This window comes from Actinoplanes sp. NBC_00393 (assembly GCF_036053395.1).
Lineage (GTDB): Bacteria > Actinomycetota > Actinomycetes > Mycobacteriales > Micromonosporaceae > Actinoplanes.
Genome location: NZ_CP107942.1, coordinates 5,471,659 through 5,487,039, shown reverse-complemented (window position 1 = coordinate 5,487,039; position 15,381 = coordinate 5,471,659). Strand labels below are relative to the sequence as shown.

Here is a 15,381-nt window from a genome sequence, read left to right as displayed (position 1 = left end):
ACCCCGCTTTATCATCAACGGCATCCGGCCGGCTCAGCGGCGCAGCAGTGGCACCGCGCAGGCAGCGCCCAGGCCGAGCTCGACCACCGCCGCCAGGATCAGCGAGCTGCCGGGTGACCCGTCGACCGCCGTGCTGACCAGCCGGCCCAGGCCGAAGCCCAGGTACACCACCGTCCCGGCGATCGCGGCCGCCGTGGTGAACCGGGCCGAGAACGCCCCGGTGAGGATCAGCGCACCGGCGCCGATCAGTCCGCCGCCGGTGGCCCGGGTCATCGTGCCCACACGCCGGTGGCGGCAGCGGCCCGGCAGAACCCGGCAAAGTCCCGGGGCTCCCGTCCGAGCGCCTCCTGCACGCCGTACCCGATCTTCTCGTTGCGCCCGTCGAAGACCTCCACGCAGAGCTGGGTGAGCATGTCCGCCTGCTCCGGCCCGACCGCCGGCAGCAGCGCGGCCCGGAAGGTCTCCGGATCGATCGCCGCGTAGCCGACCGGCGTGCCGGCCGCCTCGCTGATCGCGGCGGCGGCCTCGGCGAAGGTCATCAACCGCGGCCCGGTCACGTCGTAGAGGCGCCCGGCGTGCCGGTCCTCGGTGAGCGCGGCCACCACCACGTCGGCGATGTCGTCCGCGTCGACGAACGGCTCGGTGACGTCTCCGGCGGGCAGCGCGATCATCCCGGCCGCGACCGCCGGTTGCAGCAGGCCCTCGGTGAAGTTCTGCGCGAACCAGCTCGCCCGGACCACCGTGTGGTTCAGCCCGGAGGTCTCCACGACCTCCTCGCTGCTGCGGGCGCCGGCCTCACCACGCCCGGAGAGCAGCACCAGCCGCTCGACTCCGGCGGCCTTCGCCGCCGTCACGAAGGCTTCGATCACGGCAGGCGCGCCGGTCGCGGCCAGTTCGGGATGCACGATGTACGCCGAACGCGCGCCCGCCAGCACCGCGGGCCATCCGGCCGGGTCCTCCCACGAGAACGGCGGGGTGCTCCGGCGCCCCACCGCGCGGTACGCCACACCGGCGTCGGCGAGGCGGCTGACGACGCGGCGCCCGGTCTTGCCGGTGGCGCCGAGAACGAGGACTGTCATCGGGACTCCTTCGAGATGTGATTATCGGAAACCAGTCTCGAAGCCAGTCGCAGGACGAACAATCATTCAACGTCCGTATCTCTTTGCAGATCGTCCACGATGCTGGACGATGACGACATGGTCGTCGCAACCGATCCGCTCGGCGAGGCTCTGCATCTGCTCCGGCTCACCGGCACGCTCTACTGCCGTGCCGAGCTCACCGCGCCGTGGGGCATCGCCGTGCCCGCGCTGCCCGGCGAGCTGGCCCTGGTGGTGGTCACCGCCGGCGGCTGCGAGCTGGAGATCGACGGCGAGCCGCCCCGGCATCTGGCGGCCGGCACCCTCACGCTGCTCCCGCACGGCACTCCGCACCGGTTCCGCAGTGCTCCCGGCGTTCCGGTCGCGCCGCTGTTCGACCTGCCCGTCGAACCGGTCAGCGAGCGGTACGAGTTGCTGACGTACGGCGGTGGCGGATCCCGGACCCAGGTCACCTACGGCGTGCTGCGCTTCGACCACGCGGCCGGCGACCGCCTCGTCGCGCAACTGCCCGCGGTGCTGCACCTGGACTCCTGGGAGGAGCCCGACGCCGGCTGGCTGCACAGCTCGCTGCAGCTGATCGCCCGGGAGGCACAGACCCTGCGGCCGGGCGGCGAGACCGTGCTGACCCGCCTCGCCGACATCCTGGTGATCCAGGCGATCCGGGCCTGGCTCGGCGCCGCGCCGGAGGCCCGGCAGGGCTGGCTGGCAGCGTTGCGCGACGACCAGGTGGGCCGCGCGCTGGCGGCGGTGCACCGGTCGCCGGGCCGCGAGTGGAGTGTCGTCACACTGGCCCGGGAGGCGGGGATGTCCCGGTCCGCCTTCGCGGCCCGGTTCACCGATCTGGTGGGGGAGCCGGCCATGCAGTACGTGTCGCAGTGGCGGATGCGCCTGGCCCACGCGCACCTGCGGGAGAGCGACGAGCCGCTGTCCGCGGTGGCCCGCCGGTACGGCTACCTGTCCGAGGCGGCCTTCTGCCGGGCGTTCAAGCGGACGTTCGGCGTGCCGCCCGGGCGGGTACGGGAGGCGGGTAATCCTTTTCGGTCGGACGCCGCGGAAAATGGATCATGAATAGCGTAAATAACGGTCCGGTTGCGGTCGCCGTTCCAATATCACTTTCAGGTGATCGCCATGACGAATAAGGATCACTTTGCTGTCCGCTTAGTCCGGATAAAGCCATATTTGGGTAAAGTTACCAGGGCGTATCTGATCGATGTACCGGGAATTTCCGGGCCCGGATTCGTAGATCCGGTAAACCTCAGTCAGTCGATCGGCTATGGCTATGTGCGAAGTGTGCCTCCGACCGTTACGTTAAGTACGGGGCACGCAGTGATCCCCGATGGCACGGATCGGTATTGAGCTGGGCGGACTCCCGTTCTTCCGGATCAATGGCGGATCTGTCGACCCGGCGTCCCCCGAATGGACACGGGGCGATAGAAAGGTAAGTGCATCCAGCGTTCCTGACAGGGCGGCGTGCAGGCATCGCGGCAGGCGTCCATCGACGAGGGTGGTGTGATGATCCGGGTCGTGGTGGTGAGAGACGAGGGGTACTTCGGTGTCCCCGTGCGCGCGTTCCTCGAGACCGAACCGGACATGCACTACGTCGACACCCTCCCGATCGGCGGCGACCTGGCCCAGCGCGCGGCGCAGCTCTGGCCGACCGTCGTGGTGATCGACACGCAGTACATGGTGAGTCAGGTCCTGCCGATCGCCGACGAGTTGCACACCGCCATCCCGTCCTGCTCGATGCTGCTGCTGTGCGACCCGTCGAAACGCGGCATGCTCCCGCCCCGCCGGTGGAACGGCGGGCTCAACTTCCTGGTCAAGGACTCCTCTCCGCCGATGCTGGCGGACGCGGTGCGCCGCCTCGCCCGCGGCGAGCGGGTCGTCTCGCCGATGCTGCAGGCCGCCTCGCTCAACACCGACCGTGGGCTCAGCACGCGTGAGCTGGAGGTGCTCGGGCTGGCCGCCGAGGGGGAGTCGGTGAAGGAGATCGCCGGCCGGCTGTACCTGTCCGGCGGGACGGTCCGCAACTACCTGTCCGCGATCATCAGCAAGACCGGCGCCCGCAATCGCCTCGACGCGATCCGGATCGCCCGTAAACAGGGCTGGCTGCGCTGAGCGGTTCGCAAAGGCGTTCCCAGTTCGGCGGCGTACCTTAAGGACCGATGTCACACCATCAGCTCACCGTGCCGGCGCTGCCGATCCTGGTGCCTGCGGGCCTGGTTCTGATGATCGTCTCGGCCGTCCTGCTGCACCGGCGCGGTCAGCTGACCGCTCGCCGGCTGAGCGTGGCCTGGTTCGCCGGGTGGTACGCGGTGGCGATCTTCGGCGCCACCATGCTGCCGATGCGCCTGGAGTGGGGCACCGCCGCCGGAGACTTCGAGCCGTACCGGTTGATCCTCGAACCGGTGCTCGGCATGCGGCCGCTCGACTTCGTGCTGAACACCGTCATGACCCTGCCGCTGGCCGCCCTGCTGTACGTCGTCTTCGGGGTTCGGGAGCGGCGCCGGGTGGTGCTGACCGGCTTTCTGATGAGCCTCGGGATCGAGCTGACCCAGGCCATTCTGGTGCTCACCCTGCACGGGAACCGCTGGGCCGACGTGAACGATCTGATGTCGAACACGCTCGGCGCTTACCTGGGTTATCTCGGGTTCCGCCGGCTCATGCGTTTCGCATATTTCCGCCGGGTAGTTGAAAGCTGTTCTTTCGACCGAAGCGGCCGCGATACGCCAGTAACGGTGCGATGACCCGGCGCCGGCCGGGGCGGTCGGCGATCCGCTCGTAGAGTCGCCCGACCGAGGCGGCCAGGTGGTCGGCGTCGTACCGGATCCCGGTCGATCGTGCGGACAGCCGCTCGCCGCCGCGCTCGGCCAGGCAGAGCAGCTCGGCGCGCAGCGCCCGGGGCAGCGACTCCCGATCGCGCGACAGCCGGTGCGTGCCCCGCACCGGGGTGCGCGCGGCCACCCGCTCCTCGAGCGGCCCGCAGGACGCGTACAGCGCCGGCAACCCGGCCGCGATCGCCTCCAGCGTCGCCAGCCCGAAGGTCTCCTGGCCGGGTGACGCGAAGACGTCCATCGCGCAGAGCATCTCGCGCACGTGCTCGACCGCCCCGACGAACCGGACCCGGTCGGCCACCCCCTCGATGTCCGCGAGCCGCTCCAGCGTCGAGCGGGCCGACCCGTCGCCGACCAGCACCAGGGTGGCCTCCGGCACCTCAGCGAGCGCGCGGACCAGCAGGTCGAACCGCTTGTCCGGCTCCAGCCGGCCGACCCCGCCGATCACCGGCACGCCGGGCGCGATGCCCAGCCGGCCGCGGGCGGCGTCGCGCAACCCGGCATCGAACCGGTACTCCCGGGCGTCGATCGCCTTGGGGATGACCGTGATCCGGGTGTCCGGCACACCCCAGGACCGCAGCCGTCCCGCGATGGCCGGCGAGGCCGCGATGGTGACCTGGCCGAACCGCTCGCCGGCCAGGTAGAGAGCGCGCACGCCGCGGGAGATCCGGCGGCCCTCGATCGACTCGGCGCCCAGGTGGTGCTCGGTCGCCACCACGTGCGGCACACCGGCCAGCCGGGCCGCGATCCGGCCCTGGACGCAGGCCCGGTAGAGGTGGGTGTGCACGACGTCGTAGCGGCCGGACCGCATCAGGCGGCGCAACCGGGTGACCGCCGCCGGGTCGTGGTCGCCCCGCGTGTGCAGGTGGTGCACCCGCGTGCCCTCCATGTCCAGCACGGCGGCCGGTGGCCCCAGCGTGACGACCTCGCTCTCGTGCGGCAGCCGGCGCACCAGCAACCGCAGCTGGTGCCCGGCCCCACCCGGTCCCAGCGTGCTGATGACGTGCAGCACCCGCATCTCGTATCCCCCGGTCGCATTTCAGACAGAACGCTTGCGACACCCGCGCTGAGAAACGCTGCCTTAAAGTGCTCGATAACGGAAGTCGCAGATGTCATGCCTAAGGTGAGAGCTTCTCACTCTCCATATGACATCCTCCGCCGAATGGCCGGGCATGGGCGTCTGAAAGTATTCGCCGGGAATGCCGATCAAGGGCGTGTTCTGGGCCAATCAGGGAACGTGAGGACTTCTCATGTAGGCCGTGACAATTGCTACTGTAAACCCCCCTCCCTGCCTGGAACCCTGATTTTTGCGATAGGGCGAAAGGCGTTGCTTCAGCGAGTGGCGGCGGGCATTTCCGGTTGACCGGAATGCAATTCCGGCCACTTGCTTTTCCTTGCTGAGCGAAGGATCCGCGGCCGGTGGTGCCGGCAACGTACGAGGGGGAATCCATGCAGTCAGGGCGAACATGGCCCGGTGACACCGCGGCCGACGCCAATCCGGCCTCGTGGGCCCGCACCGTTCTGCCCGGCCGGGCCGCCCGCGCCGGCACCGACGCTCTCGCGCTGGCCGTCGCGCTGCTGTTCGCCACGATGCTGCGGCACGACGGTCACATCGGCGAGGTGCACGTCGCCGACCTCGCGGTGCTGGCCGCTGTCGCCGCGGTCGTGCAGACCGCCGCCGGAATCCGCTTCGGCCTCTACACCGGCCGCTGGTCGTACGGCTGCTTCGAGGAGATCGCCGCCCTGGCCAAGACCGTCGCGGTCACCGTACCGGTGGTCTTCGTCCTGGACACCGTGCTGGGCCGGCTCGTGCCCCGCTCGGCGATCATCGGCGCCGGCCTGATCATGCTGGTCCTCGCTGCCGGCGTCCGCTACGCCGTCCGGCTCCTGCAGGACAGCCGGCTGCGGCCCTCGCCCGAGGACGGCATCCGGGTCGTGGTGATGGGCGCCGGCGAGGGCGCCACCCAGGTCATCCGGGCGATGCTGCGCAGCCCGTCCAGCCGGTACGTGCCGGTCGCCCTGCTCGACGACGACCCGGCCAAGCGCGCCCTGCACGTGATGGGCGTCCCGGTCGCCGGCAACAGGTACGCGATGAGTGAAGTGGTCCGCCGGTTCAGTGCCGAGGCCGTGGTGATCGCCATCCCCAGCGCGAGCGCCGACCTGATCCGCAAGCTCACCGACCTGGCCCAGCCGCTGAACGTGGACCTCAAGGTCGTCCCGCCGGTGGTCGAGCTCTTCGGGCGTACCGTCCGGGTCGAGGACATCCGCCCGGTCAGCCACGAGGACCTGCTCGGCCGCCGCGAGATCACCATCGACCTGGCCGCGGTCGCCGGCTACCTGGCCGGGCGCCGGGTGCTGGTCACCGGCGCCGGCGGCTCGATCGGCTCGGAGCTGTGCCGCCAGCTCGCCCGGTTCAACCCGGCCAAGCTGATCATGCTGGACCGCGACGAGTCCGGTCTGCACGCCGTGCAGCTGTCCCTCGACGGCCGCGGCATGCTCGACGACCGCAACCTGGTCGTCGCCGACATCCGCGATCAGGAGCGCCTCGACGAGGTCTTCGCCGAGCACAAGCCGCACGTGGTCTTCCACGCCGCCGCCCTCAAGCACCTTCCGCTGCTCGAGATGCACCCCTCCGAAGCTCTCAAGACCAACATCATCGGTACGTACCAGATCCTGCAGACCGCCCTGCGGCACAACGTCGACCGCCTGGTGAACATCTCCACCGACAAGGCCGCCGACCCGTGCAGCGTCCTCGGCTACTCCAAGCGGATCACCGAGCGCCTCACCGCCGCGGCCGACGCGACCGCCTCCGGGCACTACAGCAGCGTCCGGTTCGGCAACGTCCTCGGCAGCCGCGGTTCCGTGCTCACCGCGTTCGCCGCCCAGGTCGAGGCCGGCGGCCCGATCACCGTCACCGACCCCGAGGTCACCCGGTACTTCATGACCGTGCAGGAGGCGGTCCGGCTGGTCATCCAGGCCGGCGCGCTGGAGAGCAAGGGCGAGGTGCTGGTCCTGGACATGGGCGAGCCGGTCCGGATCGCCGACGTGGCCCGGCGCATCGCCGACGCCGCCGACCAGCACATCCAGATCGTCTACACCGGACTGCGGCCGGGCGAGAAGCTCGCCGAGATCCTGCTCGGGCCGAACGAGCCGGACCACCGGCCGCACCACCCGCTGATCTCGCAGGCGCCGGTGCCGCCGCTGGACGGGGCCGTGCTCTCGCTGCTCGACGCGGCCGCACCCCGCGAGGACCTGATCGCCGTCCTGCGCTGGCTCGCCGAGTCGCCCGCCCTGCCCACCGGCCGGGAGAAGCAGACCCCGGGCGGGCCGATCCACACCGAATGGCACCGCGCGGCCGGCAACCGGCCGCGTCACCCGGAAGCCGCCCTGCCACCCGGGCGGCACCAATGACCAGGGAGAACACGTCAATGCGGGTCGTCATAGCCGGTCAGGGATACGTCGGGCTGCCGCTCGCGGTCCGCGCCGCCCAGGTCGGTCACACCGTCGTCGGCTTCGACGTCGACGACGAGCGGATCAAAAGGCTCGCCGCCGGGGAGTCCTACGTCGACGACATCTCCTCCGAGGAGCTGCAAACGATCCTCGCCACCGGCAACTTCCAGCCCTCGTCCGATCCGCGCGCGTGCGCCGGCTTCGACGTCGCGGTGATCGCGGTGCCCACGCCGTTGCGCGACGGCACCCCGGACCTGCGCTACATCGAGGACTCCGCCCGTACCCTGGCCCGCTACCTGCGGCCGGGCGCCACCGTGGCGCTCGAGTCGACCACCTACCCGGGCACCACGACCGAGCTGGTCGCGCCGCTGCTCGAGGAGGGCTCCGGCCTGATCGCCGGGGTCGACTTCCACCTCGGCTACAGCCCGGAACGGATCGACCCGGGCAACCGCGAGTGGAACCTGGTCACCACGCCCAAGGTGGTCTCCGGCATCAACGAGACCTCGCTGGAGAAGGTGCAGGCCTTCTACGCCTCGGTCGTCGAGCAGACCGTGCCGGTCTCCGACCCCAAGGTCGCCGAGCTGGCCAAGCTGCTCGAGAACACGTTCCGGCACGTCAACATCGCCCTGGTCAACGAACTGGCGGTGTACGCCCACGACCTCGGCATCGACGTCTGGGAGGCGATCGGCGCGGCCAGTTCCAAGCCGTTCGGATACATGCGGTTCGTGCCCGGTCCCGGCGTCGGCGGCCACTGCCTGCCGATCGACCCGTCGTATCTGTCCTGGCGGGTCCAGCGCACCCTCGGCCAGAGTTTCCGCTTCGTCGAGCTCGCCAACGACATCAACAACCACATGCCCGACTACGTGATCCGCCGCCTGGTCGCCGCGCTCAACCAGCGGCGCAAGGCGGTCAACGGGTCCACGATCCTGCTGCTCGGCCTGGCCTACAAGAAGAACAGCGGCGACGCCCGCGAATCCCCGGCCCGGCGGGTCGCCGCGCTCCTGCTGGACATGGGCGCCGAGGTACGCGCAGCCGACCCGCACGTCGTCGAGGACGCCCACGTCGACAGCCGGGTCACCCGGGTCGCCCTGACCGCCGAACAGGCCGCCGCCGCGGACGCGGTGATCCTGCTCGCCGACCACGACGAGTTCGACCTCGACCTCGTCGTCGAGCACGCCCCGTACGTGCTGGACACCCGCCACCGCCTCACCGGGCCAACCGTCGAGTCACTGTAGAGGGGACAACTCGTGCGCCTGTTCTGGAACGGCCTCAATCGACTGGTCGCCGCCGTGTTCCTGCTCCTGCTCGCTCCGGTGATAGCGGGGATCGCGGCCTGGATCCGGATCGCCGACGGCAAGGGCGTCCTGTTCGTGCAGGACCGGGCCGGCAAGGACGGCAAGCCGTTCCGGATGCTCAAGTTCCGGTCGATGGTGCACAACTCGGTCGCGCTCAGTGCCCAGCTCGGCATCGACGACCCGTTCGGGCTGGTCGAGAACGATCCGCGGATCACCCGGTGCGGGCGCTTCCTGCGGCGTACCAGTCTCGACGAGCTGCCCCAGCTGATCAACGTGCTGGCCGGGCAGATGAACCTGGTCGGGCCCCGGCCGGACGTGCTGCCGCAGGTCGCCGTCTACTCCGCGGAGGACGCCCGGCGGCTCGAGGTCAAGCCGGGCATCACCGGCTGGGCGCAGGTCAACGGCCGCGACGACATCGACTGGCCGCAGCGCTTCATCCTCGACCGCTGGTACGTCGACAACTGGTCACCCGCACTCGACCTCAAGATCCTCTGGCGGACCGCCCTCACCCTGCAGCGCGGCGAACCGCCGGTGCACGTCGACGTGCTCAACATCCAGCGTGCGCAGCACGCACCCCAGCCGGTCCCGGAGGACGTCAGCCGTGCCGCCTGAACCGCCCCGCGAGATCGGGTCGGAGTTCCACTGGGACCCGGCCGCCCTGCTCAGCGCCGAGCGGGGCGGCCTGCCCGGATGGCTGCCGGCCCGGCACGAGCTCTACGCCACCGGCTGCGGCGCGCTCAGCGACCTGTTGCGGCTGCTCGCACCGGCCGGCCGGCTGCACGTCCCGTCGTACTTCTGCATGGGCGTCGCCGAGGCCCTCGCCGCGCAGGCGCCGATCGCCTTCTACCGCCACCTGCCGGACGGGCGCGGGCCGCACTTCGCGACGCTGCGGGTGGCGGACGGCGACGTCGTCCTCGCGCAGAACCTGTTCGGCCGGGACTCGCGGGCGCCGTGGGACGCGTGGATGCGGGCGCATCCGGGGATCACGGTGATCGAGGACCACTCGCACGACCCGTTCAGCGAGTGGGCATGTGCCAGCACAGCGGCGTACGCGGTCGCCTCCCTCCGCAAGACCCTGCCACTGCCGGACGGTGGCCTGCTCTGGTCGCCGCGCGGCCTCGACCTGCCCCGGCCGGGTGGGCCGGAGAGCGCGGGGGCTTCGCTCAAACTCGCCGCGATGCTGCTCAAAGCGGCCTGGCTGGACGGGCGGCCGATCCCCAAGGAACGCTTCCGCGCCCTGCAACAGCAGGGCGAGCACGAACTTCTCGGCAGCACGGCGCCGGCCAGCGCGGTCACGGTCGCGACGTTGCCGCTGTTGGACATCACCGGATTGCGTACGGCGAGCGCGCGCCATGCCTCTTCCGTGGTGGATGCGCTGTCACCGCGTACATCTGCGTGGCGTGTCTCGGGGGGTGGGCCGTTCCGTGTGCAGGTGGAATGCGCGTCGGAAAGCGTGCGTGACGCGCTGCTCGCGCATCTCGCGCGGCACGGAATTTACGCGCCGGTGCACTGGCGGCAGGACCGTGATCGACTGTGGAGCGGTGATGAGGAGGCCTTCGACCTGGGCACGCGGCTGCTGACCCTGCCGGTCGATCATCGGTGCGGGCCCGGTGGCGTGCGGCGGATCGCCGAGGTGATGAGCGCGTTCGTGCCATCGCCCGTCGCATAGGGTCGCGTGGATTCATCTCACGTCATATCATCGGGGCGTGATCGGCCGATCTACGCAGTGTGATCTTAGGCGGTGACCCGATGACCACCGCGTATTGGATAGCGCTCGGCCTCGCCGTCTACGGCGCACTGAGTTACGCGGTGGGATCGATCCTGCAGGCCGTCGGCGCCAAACGCAGCACCAGCACGGTCAGCACGCTCGGGCACCCGCTCTACATGATCGGCATCGCCCTCGACATCTCCGCGTGGGTCGCCGCGATGTTCGCGTTGCAGCAGCTCGCGGTCTATGTCGTCGAGTCCGTGCTGGCCGGTTCGCTCGCCGTCACCGCGGTGCTCGCCTGGCTGTTCCTCAAGTCCCGCCTGCGCCGGCGCGACGTCGTCGCGATCATCTGCACCAGCACCGCGCTGACCGTCCTGGCGTTGTCCGCCGGGCAGCAGCACGAGGTCCCGATGTCGCAGACGATGCGGTTGGCCTTCTGCGCGGGCGCCGTCGCCTTGGTCATCCTCGGCTGGGCCAGCACCAAGGTCGGCAACCCCGGCCTGATGGCAGCCGTCGGCGGCTTCTCCCTCGGCGGCGCCGCCCTCTGCGGCCGTGCCCTGCACATCCCGTCCGAGTCGATGACCACCACCACGTCGACGATCATCGCGATCGCCACCGAGCCGCTGGTCTGGGCGCTGCTGATCTATCCCGTCAACGGCATGATCATGTATGCGAACGCCCTGCAGCAGGGCGAGGTCGGCCGCGTCACGGCGGTCCACTGGACCGGCGAGGTCGTCGCCCCATCGGTGATCGCCCTGACGGTCCTCGGCGACACCGTCCGCCCGGGCTGGGAGCCGGCCGCCCTCCTCGCCGGCATCGTCACCATCGGCGCCGCCGTCGTCCTGGCTTCCGCGCCGGCCGCCACCGCACCCGCCGGCGACCTGCCCGCCGCCGCGCCGTCCGGCGCCGGGCTTCCGGTCGTGGTGCCGCCGCCGCAGTCCGGCCTCGCTCTGCTCCCAGCCGAAGCATGGCGTCTGGCGATCCCGCCGGAGGCGCACTGGCCGGCTTTGCAGCCGCCGCTGGTCCGCGGCTACGGCACCTTCATGTGGTGGGGTTCGCCTACGGCGCCGCAGCCGTTGTGGGTGCCACCTGATCGCACGCTTTCACCGCCCGGCGCCATTCCGGCCTGGGCGGGGCCGCAACTGCCGGAGTCCCGCCATGCCGGCGCTGTCCAGCCGACCCTCCTGCGGCGGGCCCGGCGCTTGGCACCGCGCAAGCCGGCGCACGCGCTGCCATCGGGGCGGCGGCGCTCCAACGCCGCCTGACCTCGTTCGCTTCGTCATAGAGGCGGCCCGACCGGCGGGACAGAGGCGGGCCAAGTCTCCCCCGGGCCAGGCCGGGCCCGGCCGAGCCGAGCCGGGCCGAGCCGGGCCGAGCCGGGCCGAGCCGGGCCGAGCCGGGCCGAGCCGGGCCGGGGCCGGGAACCCGCCTTCGGTGCCACCCGGCGAGCAGATGCGGCGACTCCGGTGACAGATGAGCTCCCGAACCCCGGCACACCCGCAGCGGGTGTACCTACACCCACTGCGGGTGTGGCCGTTTACCCGGAAGGTCTCCCCGCCGCAAAGCGCAGGCCGCCGCGCGCACGGGCTCTGCCGGCCTGCGGGTCCGGCTGGATCGAAAGTAAGCGCAAGCTGGTGCGCGCCTGCACCGCGACCCGGCCGGCGGGCCCGCCCGGCACATCGCGGGATCGAGGCGAGCGGCGGACAGCCGCCGACTCCGAACCGACGGCGAGACCACGACGCCTGCGCCGGACCTTGCGGCGATTTTGGGCTCGAGTCCACATTCCGCGGTGGCTGTTGAGGATCTTGGTTGCTCGTCCAACCGCTCCGCGCATGCCGCCACCGTGCCTGGGTGCGTCCGCGGGTGGTGTGAGCTGTAAGTGGGCGCTCCGGGGCGCCGGCCGGCGAGGCGATCGGTCGGGGCGGCGGGTGGTGCGAGCCGGGGGTGGGTGCGGAGTCGGTGTGAGTTTGGGCTGCCTGCGGACGAGGGGTGCCAACCTTCGCGGAGCTTCGCGGAAAGGGTGAGGATGGTTGTCGATGCGCAGTAGCATCGGGGCACCATGAAGTTGCAATGGTGGTCGATTGAGGTTCTGGACGGCGCGCACCTGTCCGCGGCGCGCTGGCAGGACTCCTATGGCAACGTTCTAGTTGAGGCCGCCATCGCGCACGGCGCCTATGAGTGGCGCTGGCATCGGTTCTCCTGGGGTGTCCTGTTCGAGATCGGTTTCCGCAGTGATGACCGCTGGTCGTCGTACCGGGAATTGCCGATCGTGCGCGCTGCCCTGGATGCTGTGCCTGACCCGGTCAACGGGCTGCTGATCTATCCGGGGCGTGGGGGCAGTGCGGGCCGGGTTGAGCCCCGCCGTCCGCGGCCGATCGCGGGGGCGGGTGCTGCGACGATTCCACGGGAGCCGGCTCGTACCCGGCTTGCCCTTGCGCGGGCCGAGCCTGCCCCGACCACCGGCGCAGTGATGGCCGCCTGAGGCGAGTAGGGGAAAGTACGGTCTGCGGCGTACGGGTCGGGGGGAAACCCGGCTGGGATACGCAGTGCCGGAGCCGTTCCGGGCCGGATTCGACGGCGGCCGGATGCCGGGATCGTGAGGTTCAGGACGCGACAAGGCGTCCCGTACCTCGAAGGAGCGACCGCCATGTCCGTCACCGAACTCACCCGGCCCGCCACCGTTCCTGCCCCGCCGGTGCCGTCGGTCCCGCGCACCTGGCAGGACCGCGCCGCCGCGATCTTCACCGCCTACGGCGCCGTGGCGCTGCGGGTCAGCCTCGGGCTGGTTCTGCTGGGTTTCGGCGCGCTGAAGTTCTTTCCGGGCGCCTCCCCGGCCGAGGCGCTGGTCATGCGTACGGTCGACGCGCTCACCTTCGGCCTGATCTCCGGCACGCCGGCGGTGGTCGCGACCGCCGTGGTGGAGACGTTCATCGGCTTCACGCTGATCACCGGTATCGGCCTGCGGGTCGGTGCGCTGCTGCTCTTCCCGGTGATCGCCGGGATGATGACGCCGCTGTTCCTCTTCCCGGCCGACATGTTCCCCGGGATGCTGCCGACGCTGGAGGCCCAGTACATCCTGAAGGACATCATCCTGGCCGCCGCCGCGATGGTGGTCGCCGGACGAGCGCTGGCCTCCAAGCCCTGACCTGACAACGTTGGCCGTCAGCCGGAAGACCCGGGCTGACGGCCAGCGCTGCTTCAACGCCCGGGATACGACGCTGGCCGTCAGCCGAGAGATCGGGCTTTCAGCGGCGGCTATGTGGCCAGGCCGGACTGGAAGGCGAAGACGACCAGCTGGGCCCGGTCCCGGGCGCCCAGCTTGATCATGGCGCGGCTGACGTGGGTGCGGGCCGTAGCCGGGCTCACCACCAGCCGCCCGGCGATCTCCTGGTTGGTGAGGCCTTCCGCGGCCAGCGCCACCACCTCCCGCTCCCGTTCGGTGAGCTGATCCAGGCGGGGGTGCGGCACCAGCCGGCGTGGCCCGTTCGTGACGAACTCGCGGATCAGGGTTCGGGTCACCGACGGCGACAGCAGCGCGCCGCCGTCAGCGACCGTGCGGATCGCCTCCAGCAGCGTCACCGGCGGGGTGTCCTTGAGCAGGAAGCCGCTGGCCCCGATCCGCAGTGCCTCGAAGACGTACTCGTCCCGCTCGAACGTGGTCAGCATGATCACCCGGGTGCCGGTCAGCGAGGCGATCCGGCGGGTGGCTTCCAGGCCGTCGATGCCGGGCATCCGTACGTCCATCAGCACCACGTCCGGCCGCAGCGCCACCGCCTGTTGCACCGCGGCCAGTCCGTCCGCGGCCTCACCCGCGACGGTGAAACCGTCCTCACTGGACAGCAGGGTGCGCAGCCCCAGGCGTACCAAATCCTGATCGTCGACGAGCAGCACCGAGATCATGCCGGCAGCCACGCATCGACCACGAACCGTGCCCCGGGCGCCGGCCCGGCGGCGAACCTGCCGCCCTGGGCGGCGATGCGCTCGCGCATGCCGGCGATGCCCAGCCCGTCGCCGGGCATCGGCGCGGTCTCCGGATGGGCGCTGATGACCCGGATGCGCAGGGCGCCGGGCTCGTTCTCCAGCACGATGTCAGCCTCTTTCGGGTACGCGTGTTTCAGCACGTTGGTGAGCGATTCCTGGATCATTCGGTACGCGGTCATGTCCGACTCGGCCGACAGGGTGCCGGGCGCCCCGACGGTGCGGACCCGGACCTCAAGCCCCGCGTCACGCATCCGCTGGTAGAGGCCGTCGAGGTCGGCGAGTCCGGGGGTGGAGGCCTTCGACTCGTCGGCGGAGCGGAGCATGCGCAGCGTGCTGCGGAGCTCGTCGAGGGCCTGGGCGCTGGTGGTGCTGACCGCCTCCAGCGTGGGCCGGGCGATCTCCGGCTGCTTGTGCAGCACGTGCAGCGCGATGTCGGCCTGCATCTTGATGGCGGCCAAGCCGTGCCCGACGATGTCGTGCACCTCCTGGGCCATCCGGAGGCGTTCCTCCTGGATGCCGCGTTCGACCGCTTCCCGGCGGTCGCGGGCGACGTTGTCCTTGAGCTGAGCGCGCAGCGTGCCGATCGTGAACGGTACGGCCACCCAGCCCGCCGCCGGGAACAGTCCGGAGAGGTCGCCGAGCGAGACGCCGTCGCTGACGTTGTGCAGGGCCAGCACCGGGATCGCGAGTCCGGCGGCGACAGCCGCGGTGCGCCAGGGCAGGTATCGCGCGACGGAGTAGACGGAGATCGCGAAGGGCAGGAAGACCGGACCGTACGGGAAGCCGAGCAGAAGGTACGTCAGGGTGACGAGGGTGGTGACGGCGAGCACCCGTCGTGGCGCGGTCAGCCGCCAGGTCAGGGCGAGCGCGTCGACGGCCACGAGCACGTCGGCGACGGTGTCGGTCTCGCGGGTGCCGGGCATCCGGTCGGCGATCAGATGGTTCCAGGCGATCAGGAACGCGCCCAGCACGAGCGCGCCGACGAGTTCACGCGCCTTCACCCTGCCCACGGGACC

At 70.9% G+C, this 15,381-nt stretch carries 15 protein-coding genes; 10 read left to right on the top strand and 5 right to left on the bottom strand.

Features of this window, described 5'->3' with window-relative positions; genetic code table 11:
• Window positions 1–33 precede the first annotated feature (33 nt).
• Together OHA21_RS25625 and OHA21_RS25620 are read right to left on the bottom strand one after the other, a co-directional pair.
• Window positions 34–273: a DUF4345 family protein gene (locus tag OHA21_RS25625; protein WP_328477875.1), complete on the bottom strand. Its 240-nt coding sequence runs from the start codon at window positions 271–273 to the stop codon at window positions 34–36.
• Entirely contained in the window at window positions 270–1,079 is an 810-nt protein-coding gene (locus OHA21_RS25620) for an SDR family oxidoreductase (RefSeq protein ID WP_328477873.1), read from the bottom strand. Before OHA21_RS25620 ends, OHA21_RS25625 begins: the two co-directional genes overlap by 4 nt.
• Window positions 1,080–1,196: 117 nt before the next feature.
• Between OHA21_RS25620 and OHA21_RS25615 the strand changes: the two genes are divergently transcribed.
• From OHA21_RS25615 to OHA21_RS25605, 3 genes are all read left to right on the top strand, one after another.
• Window positions 1,197–2,165, top strand: coding sequence for an AraC family transcriptional regulator (locus tag OHA21_RS25615; protein WP_328477871.1), 969 nt, complete (start codon window positions 1,197–1,199; stop codon window positions 2,163–2,165).
• A 444-nt stretch (window positions 2,166–2,609) separates the two neighbouring features.
• Window positions 2,610–3,215: a response regulator transcription factor gene (locus OHA21_RS25610; protein WP_328477869.1), complete on the top strand. Its 606-nt coding sequence runs from the start codon at window positions 2,610–2,612 to the stop codon at window positions 3,213–3,215.
• 47 nt (window positions 3,216–3,262) lie between these two features.
• Entirely contained in the window at window positions 3,263–3,844 is a 582-nt protein-coding gene (locus OHA21_RS25605; RefSeq protein WP_328477867.1) for a VanZ family protein, read from the top strand.
• Here the strand turns inward: OHA21_RS25605 and OHA21_RS25600 are convergent.
• Window positions 3,759–4,949, bottom strand: a complete 1,191-nt coding sequence (locus OHA21_RS25600) for a glycosyltransferase (protein ID WP_328477865.1) — start codon at window positions 4,947–4,949, stop codon at window positions 3,759–3,761. The genes OHA21_RS25605 and OHA21_RS25600 overlap by 86 nt on opposite strands.
• A 431-nt stretch (window positions 4,950–5,380) precedes the next feature.
• On the opposite strand from OHA21_RS25600, the gene OHA21_RS25595 reads away from it, so the two are divergent.
• The 7 genes from OHA21_RS25595 (at window position 5,381) to OHA21_RS25565 (ending at window position 13,529) form a co-directional block, all read left to right on the top strand.
• The gene (locus OHA21_RS25595) at window positions 5,381–7,342 is read left to right on the top strand and encodes a polysaccharide biosynthesis protein (protein WP_328477863.1); all 1,962 of its coding nucleotides are present in this window, start codon (window positions 5,381–5,383) and stop codon (window positions 7,340–7,342) included.
• Between the two features lie 17 nt (window positions 7,343–7,359).
• The gene (locus tag OHA21_RS25590) at window positions 7,360–8,616 is read left to right on the top strand and encodes a nucleotide sugar dehydrogenase (protein WP_328477861.1); all 1,257 of its coding nucleotides are present in this window, start codon (window positions 7,360–7,362) and stop codon (window positions 8,614–8,616) included.
• 12 nt (window positions 8,617–8,628) lie between these two features.
• Entirely contained in the window at window positions 8,629–9,288 is a 660-nt protein-coding gene (locus OHA21_RS25585; protein ID WP_328477859.1) for a sugar transferase, read from the top strand.
• Window positions 9,278–10,345 carry a hypothetical protein gene (locus OHA21_RS25580; protein WP_328477857.1) on the top strand — a complete coding sequence of 356 codons (1,068 nt, stop codon included), beginning with the start codon at window positions 9,278–9,280 and terminating at the stop codon, window positions 10,343–10,345. The genes OHA21_RS25585 and OHA21_RS25580 overlap by 11 nt, the downstream gene beginning before the upstream one ends.
• A gap of 80 nt (window positions 10,346–10,425) precedes the next feature.
• Window positions 10,426–11,649, top strand: a complete 1,224-nt coding sequence (locus OHA21_RS25575) for a hypothetical protein (RefSeq protein WP_328477855.1) — start codon at window positions 10,426–10,428, stop codon at window positions 11,647–11,649.
• 794 nt (window positions 11,650–12,443) lie between these two features.
• Window positions 12,444–12,866 (top strand): hypothetical protein, encoded by a 423-nt coding sequence (locus OHA21_RS25570; RefSeq protein ID WP_328477853.1) that lies wholly within the window; start codon window positions 12,444–12,446, stop codon window positions 12,864–12,866.
• Between the two features lie 165 nt (window positions 12,867–13,031).
• On the top strand, window positions 13,032–13,529 hold the full coding sequence (locus OHA21_RS25565; protein WP_328477851.1) for a DoxX family membrane protein: 498 nt from the start codon (window positions 13,032–13,034) through the stop codon (window positions 13,527–13,529).
• 110 nt (window positions 13,530–13,639) lie between these two features.
• Here OHA21_RS25565 and OHA21_RS25560 read toward each other — a convergent pair whose 3' ends face one another.
• Together OHA21_RS25560 and OHA21_RS25555 are read right to left on the bottom strand one after the other, a co-directional pair.
• A complete protein-coding gene (locus OHA21_RS25560) occupies window positions 13,640–14,284 on the bottom strand; it encodes a response regulator transcription factor (protein WP_328478531.1) in 645 nt (214 codons plus the stop codon).
• Window positions 14,281–15,375 (bottom strand): sensor histidine kinase, encoded by a 1,095-nt coding sequence (locus OHA21_RS25555; protein WP_328477849.1) that lies wholly within the window; start codon window positions 15,373–15,375, stop codon window positions 14,281–14,283. Before OHA21_RS25555 ends, OHA21_RS25560 begins: the two co-directional genes overlap by 4 nt.
• Between the last annotated feature and the right edge of the window lie 6 nt (window positions 15,376–15,381).

Bases quoted from the DNA above. Each gene is read 5' to 3' on its own strand.
- OHA21_RS25575 (WP_328477855.1), top strand. From the start codon at position 10,426: ATGACCACCGCGTATTGGATAGCGCTCGGCCTCGCCGTCTACGGCGCA.
- OHA21_RS25570 (WP_328477853.1), top strand. From the start codon at position 12,444: ATGAAGTTGCAATGGTGGTCGATTGAGGTTCTGGACGGCGCGCACCTG.
- OHA21_RS25620 (WP_328477873.1), bottom strand. From the start codon at position 1,079: ATGACAGTCCTCGTTCTCGGCGCCACCGGCAAGACCGGGCGCCGCGTC.
- OHA21_RS25625 (WP_328477875.1), bottom strand. From the start codon at position 273: ATGACCCGGGCCACCGGCGGCGGACTGATCGGCGCCGGTGCGCTGATC.
- OHA21_RS25615 (WP_328477871.1), top strand. From the start codon at position 1,197: ATGGTCGTCGCAACCGATCCGCTCGGCGAGGCTCTGCATCTGCTCCGG.
- OHA21_RS25605 (WP_328477867.1), top strand. From the start codon at position 3,263: ATGTCACACCATCAGCTCACCGTGCCGGCGCTGCCGATCCTGGTGCCT.
- OHA21_RS25595 (WP_328477863.1), top strand. From the start codon at position 5,381: ATGCAGTCAGGGCGAACATGGCCCGGTGACACCGCGGCCGACGCCAAT.
- OHA21_RS25565 (WP_328477851.1), top strand. From the start codon at position 13,032: ATGTCCGTCACCGAACTCACCCGGCCCGCCACCGTTCCTGCCCCGCCG.
- OHA21_RS25560 (WP_328478531.1), bottom strand. From the start codon at position 14,284: ATGATCTCGGTGCTGCTCGTCGACGATCAGGATTTGGTACGCCTGGGG.
- OHA21_RS25600 (WP_328477865.1), bottom strand. From the start codon at position 4,949: ATGCGGGTGCTGCACGTCATCAGCACGCTGGGACCGGGTGGGGCCGGG.
- OHA21_RS25610 (WP_328477869.1), top strand. From the start codon at position 2,610: ATGATCCGGGTCGTGGTGGTGAGAGACGAGGGGTACTTCGGTGTCCCC.
- OHA21_RS25590 (WP_328477861.1), top strand. From the start codon at position 7,360: ATGCGGGTCGTCATAGCCGGTCAGGGATACGTCGGGCTGCCGCTCGCG.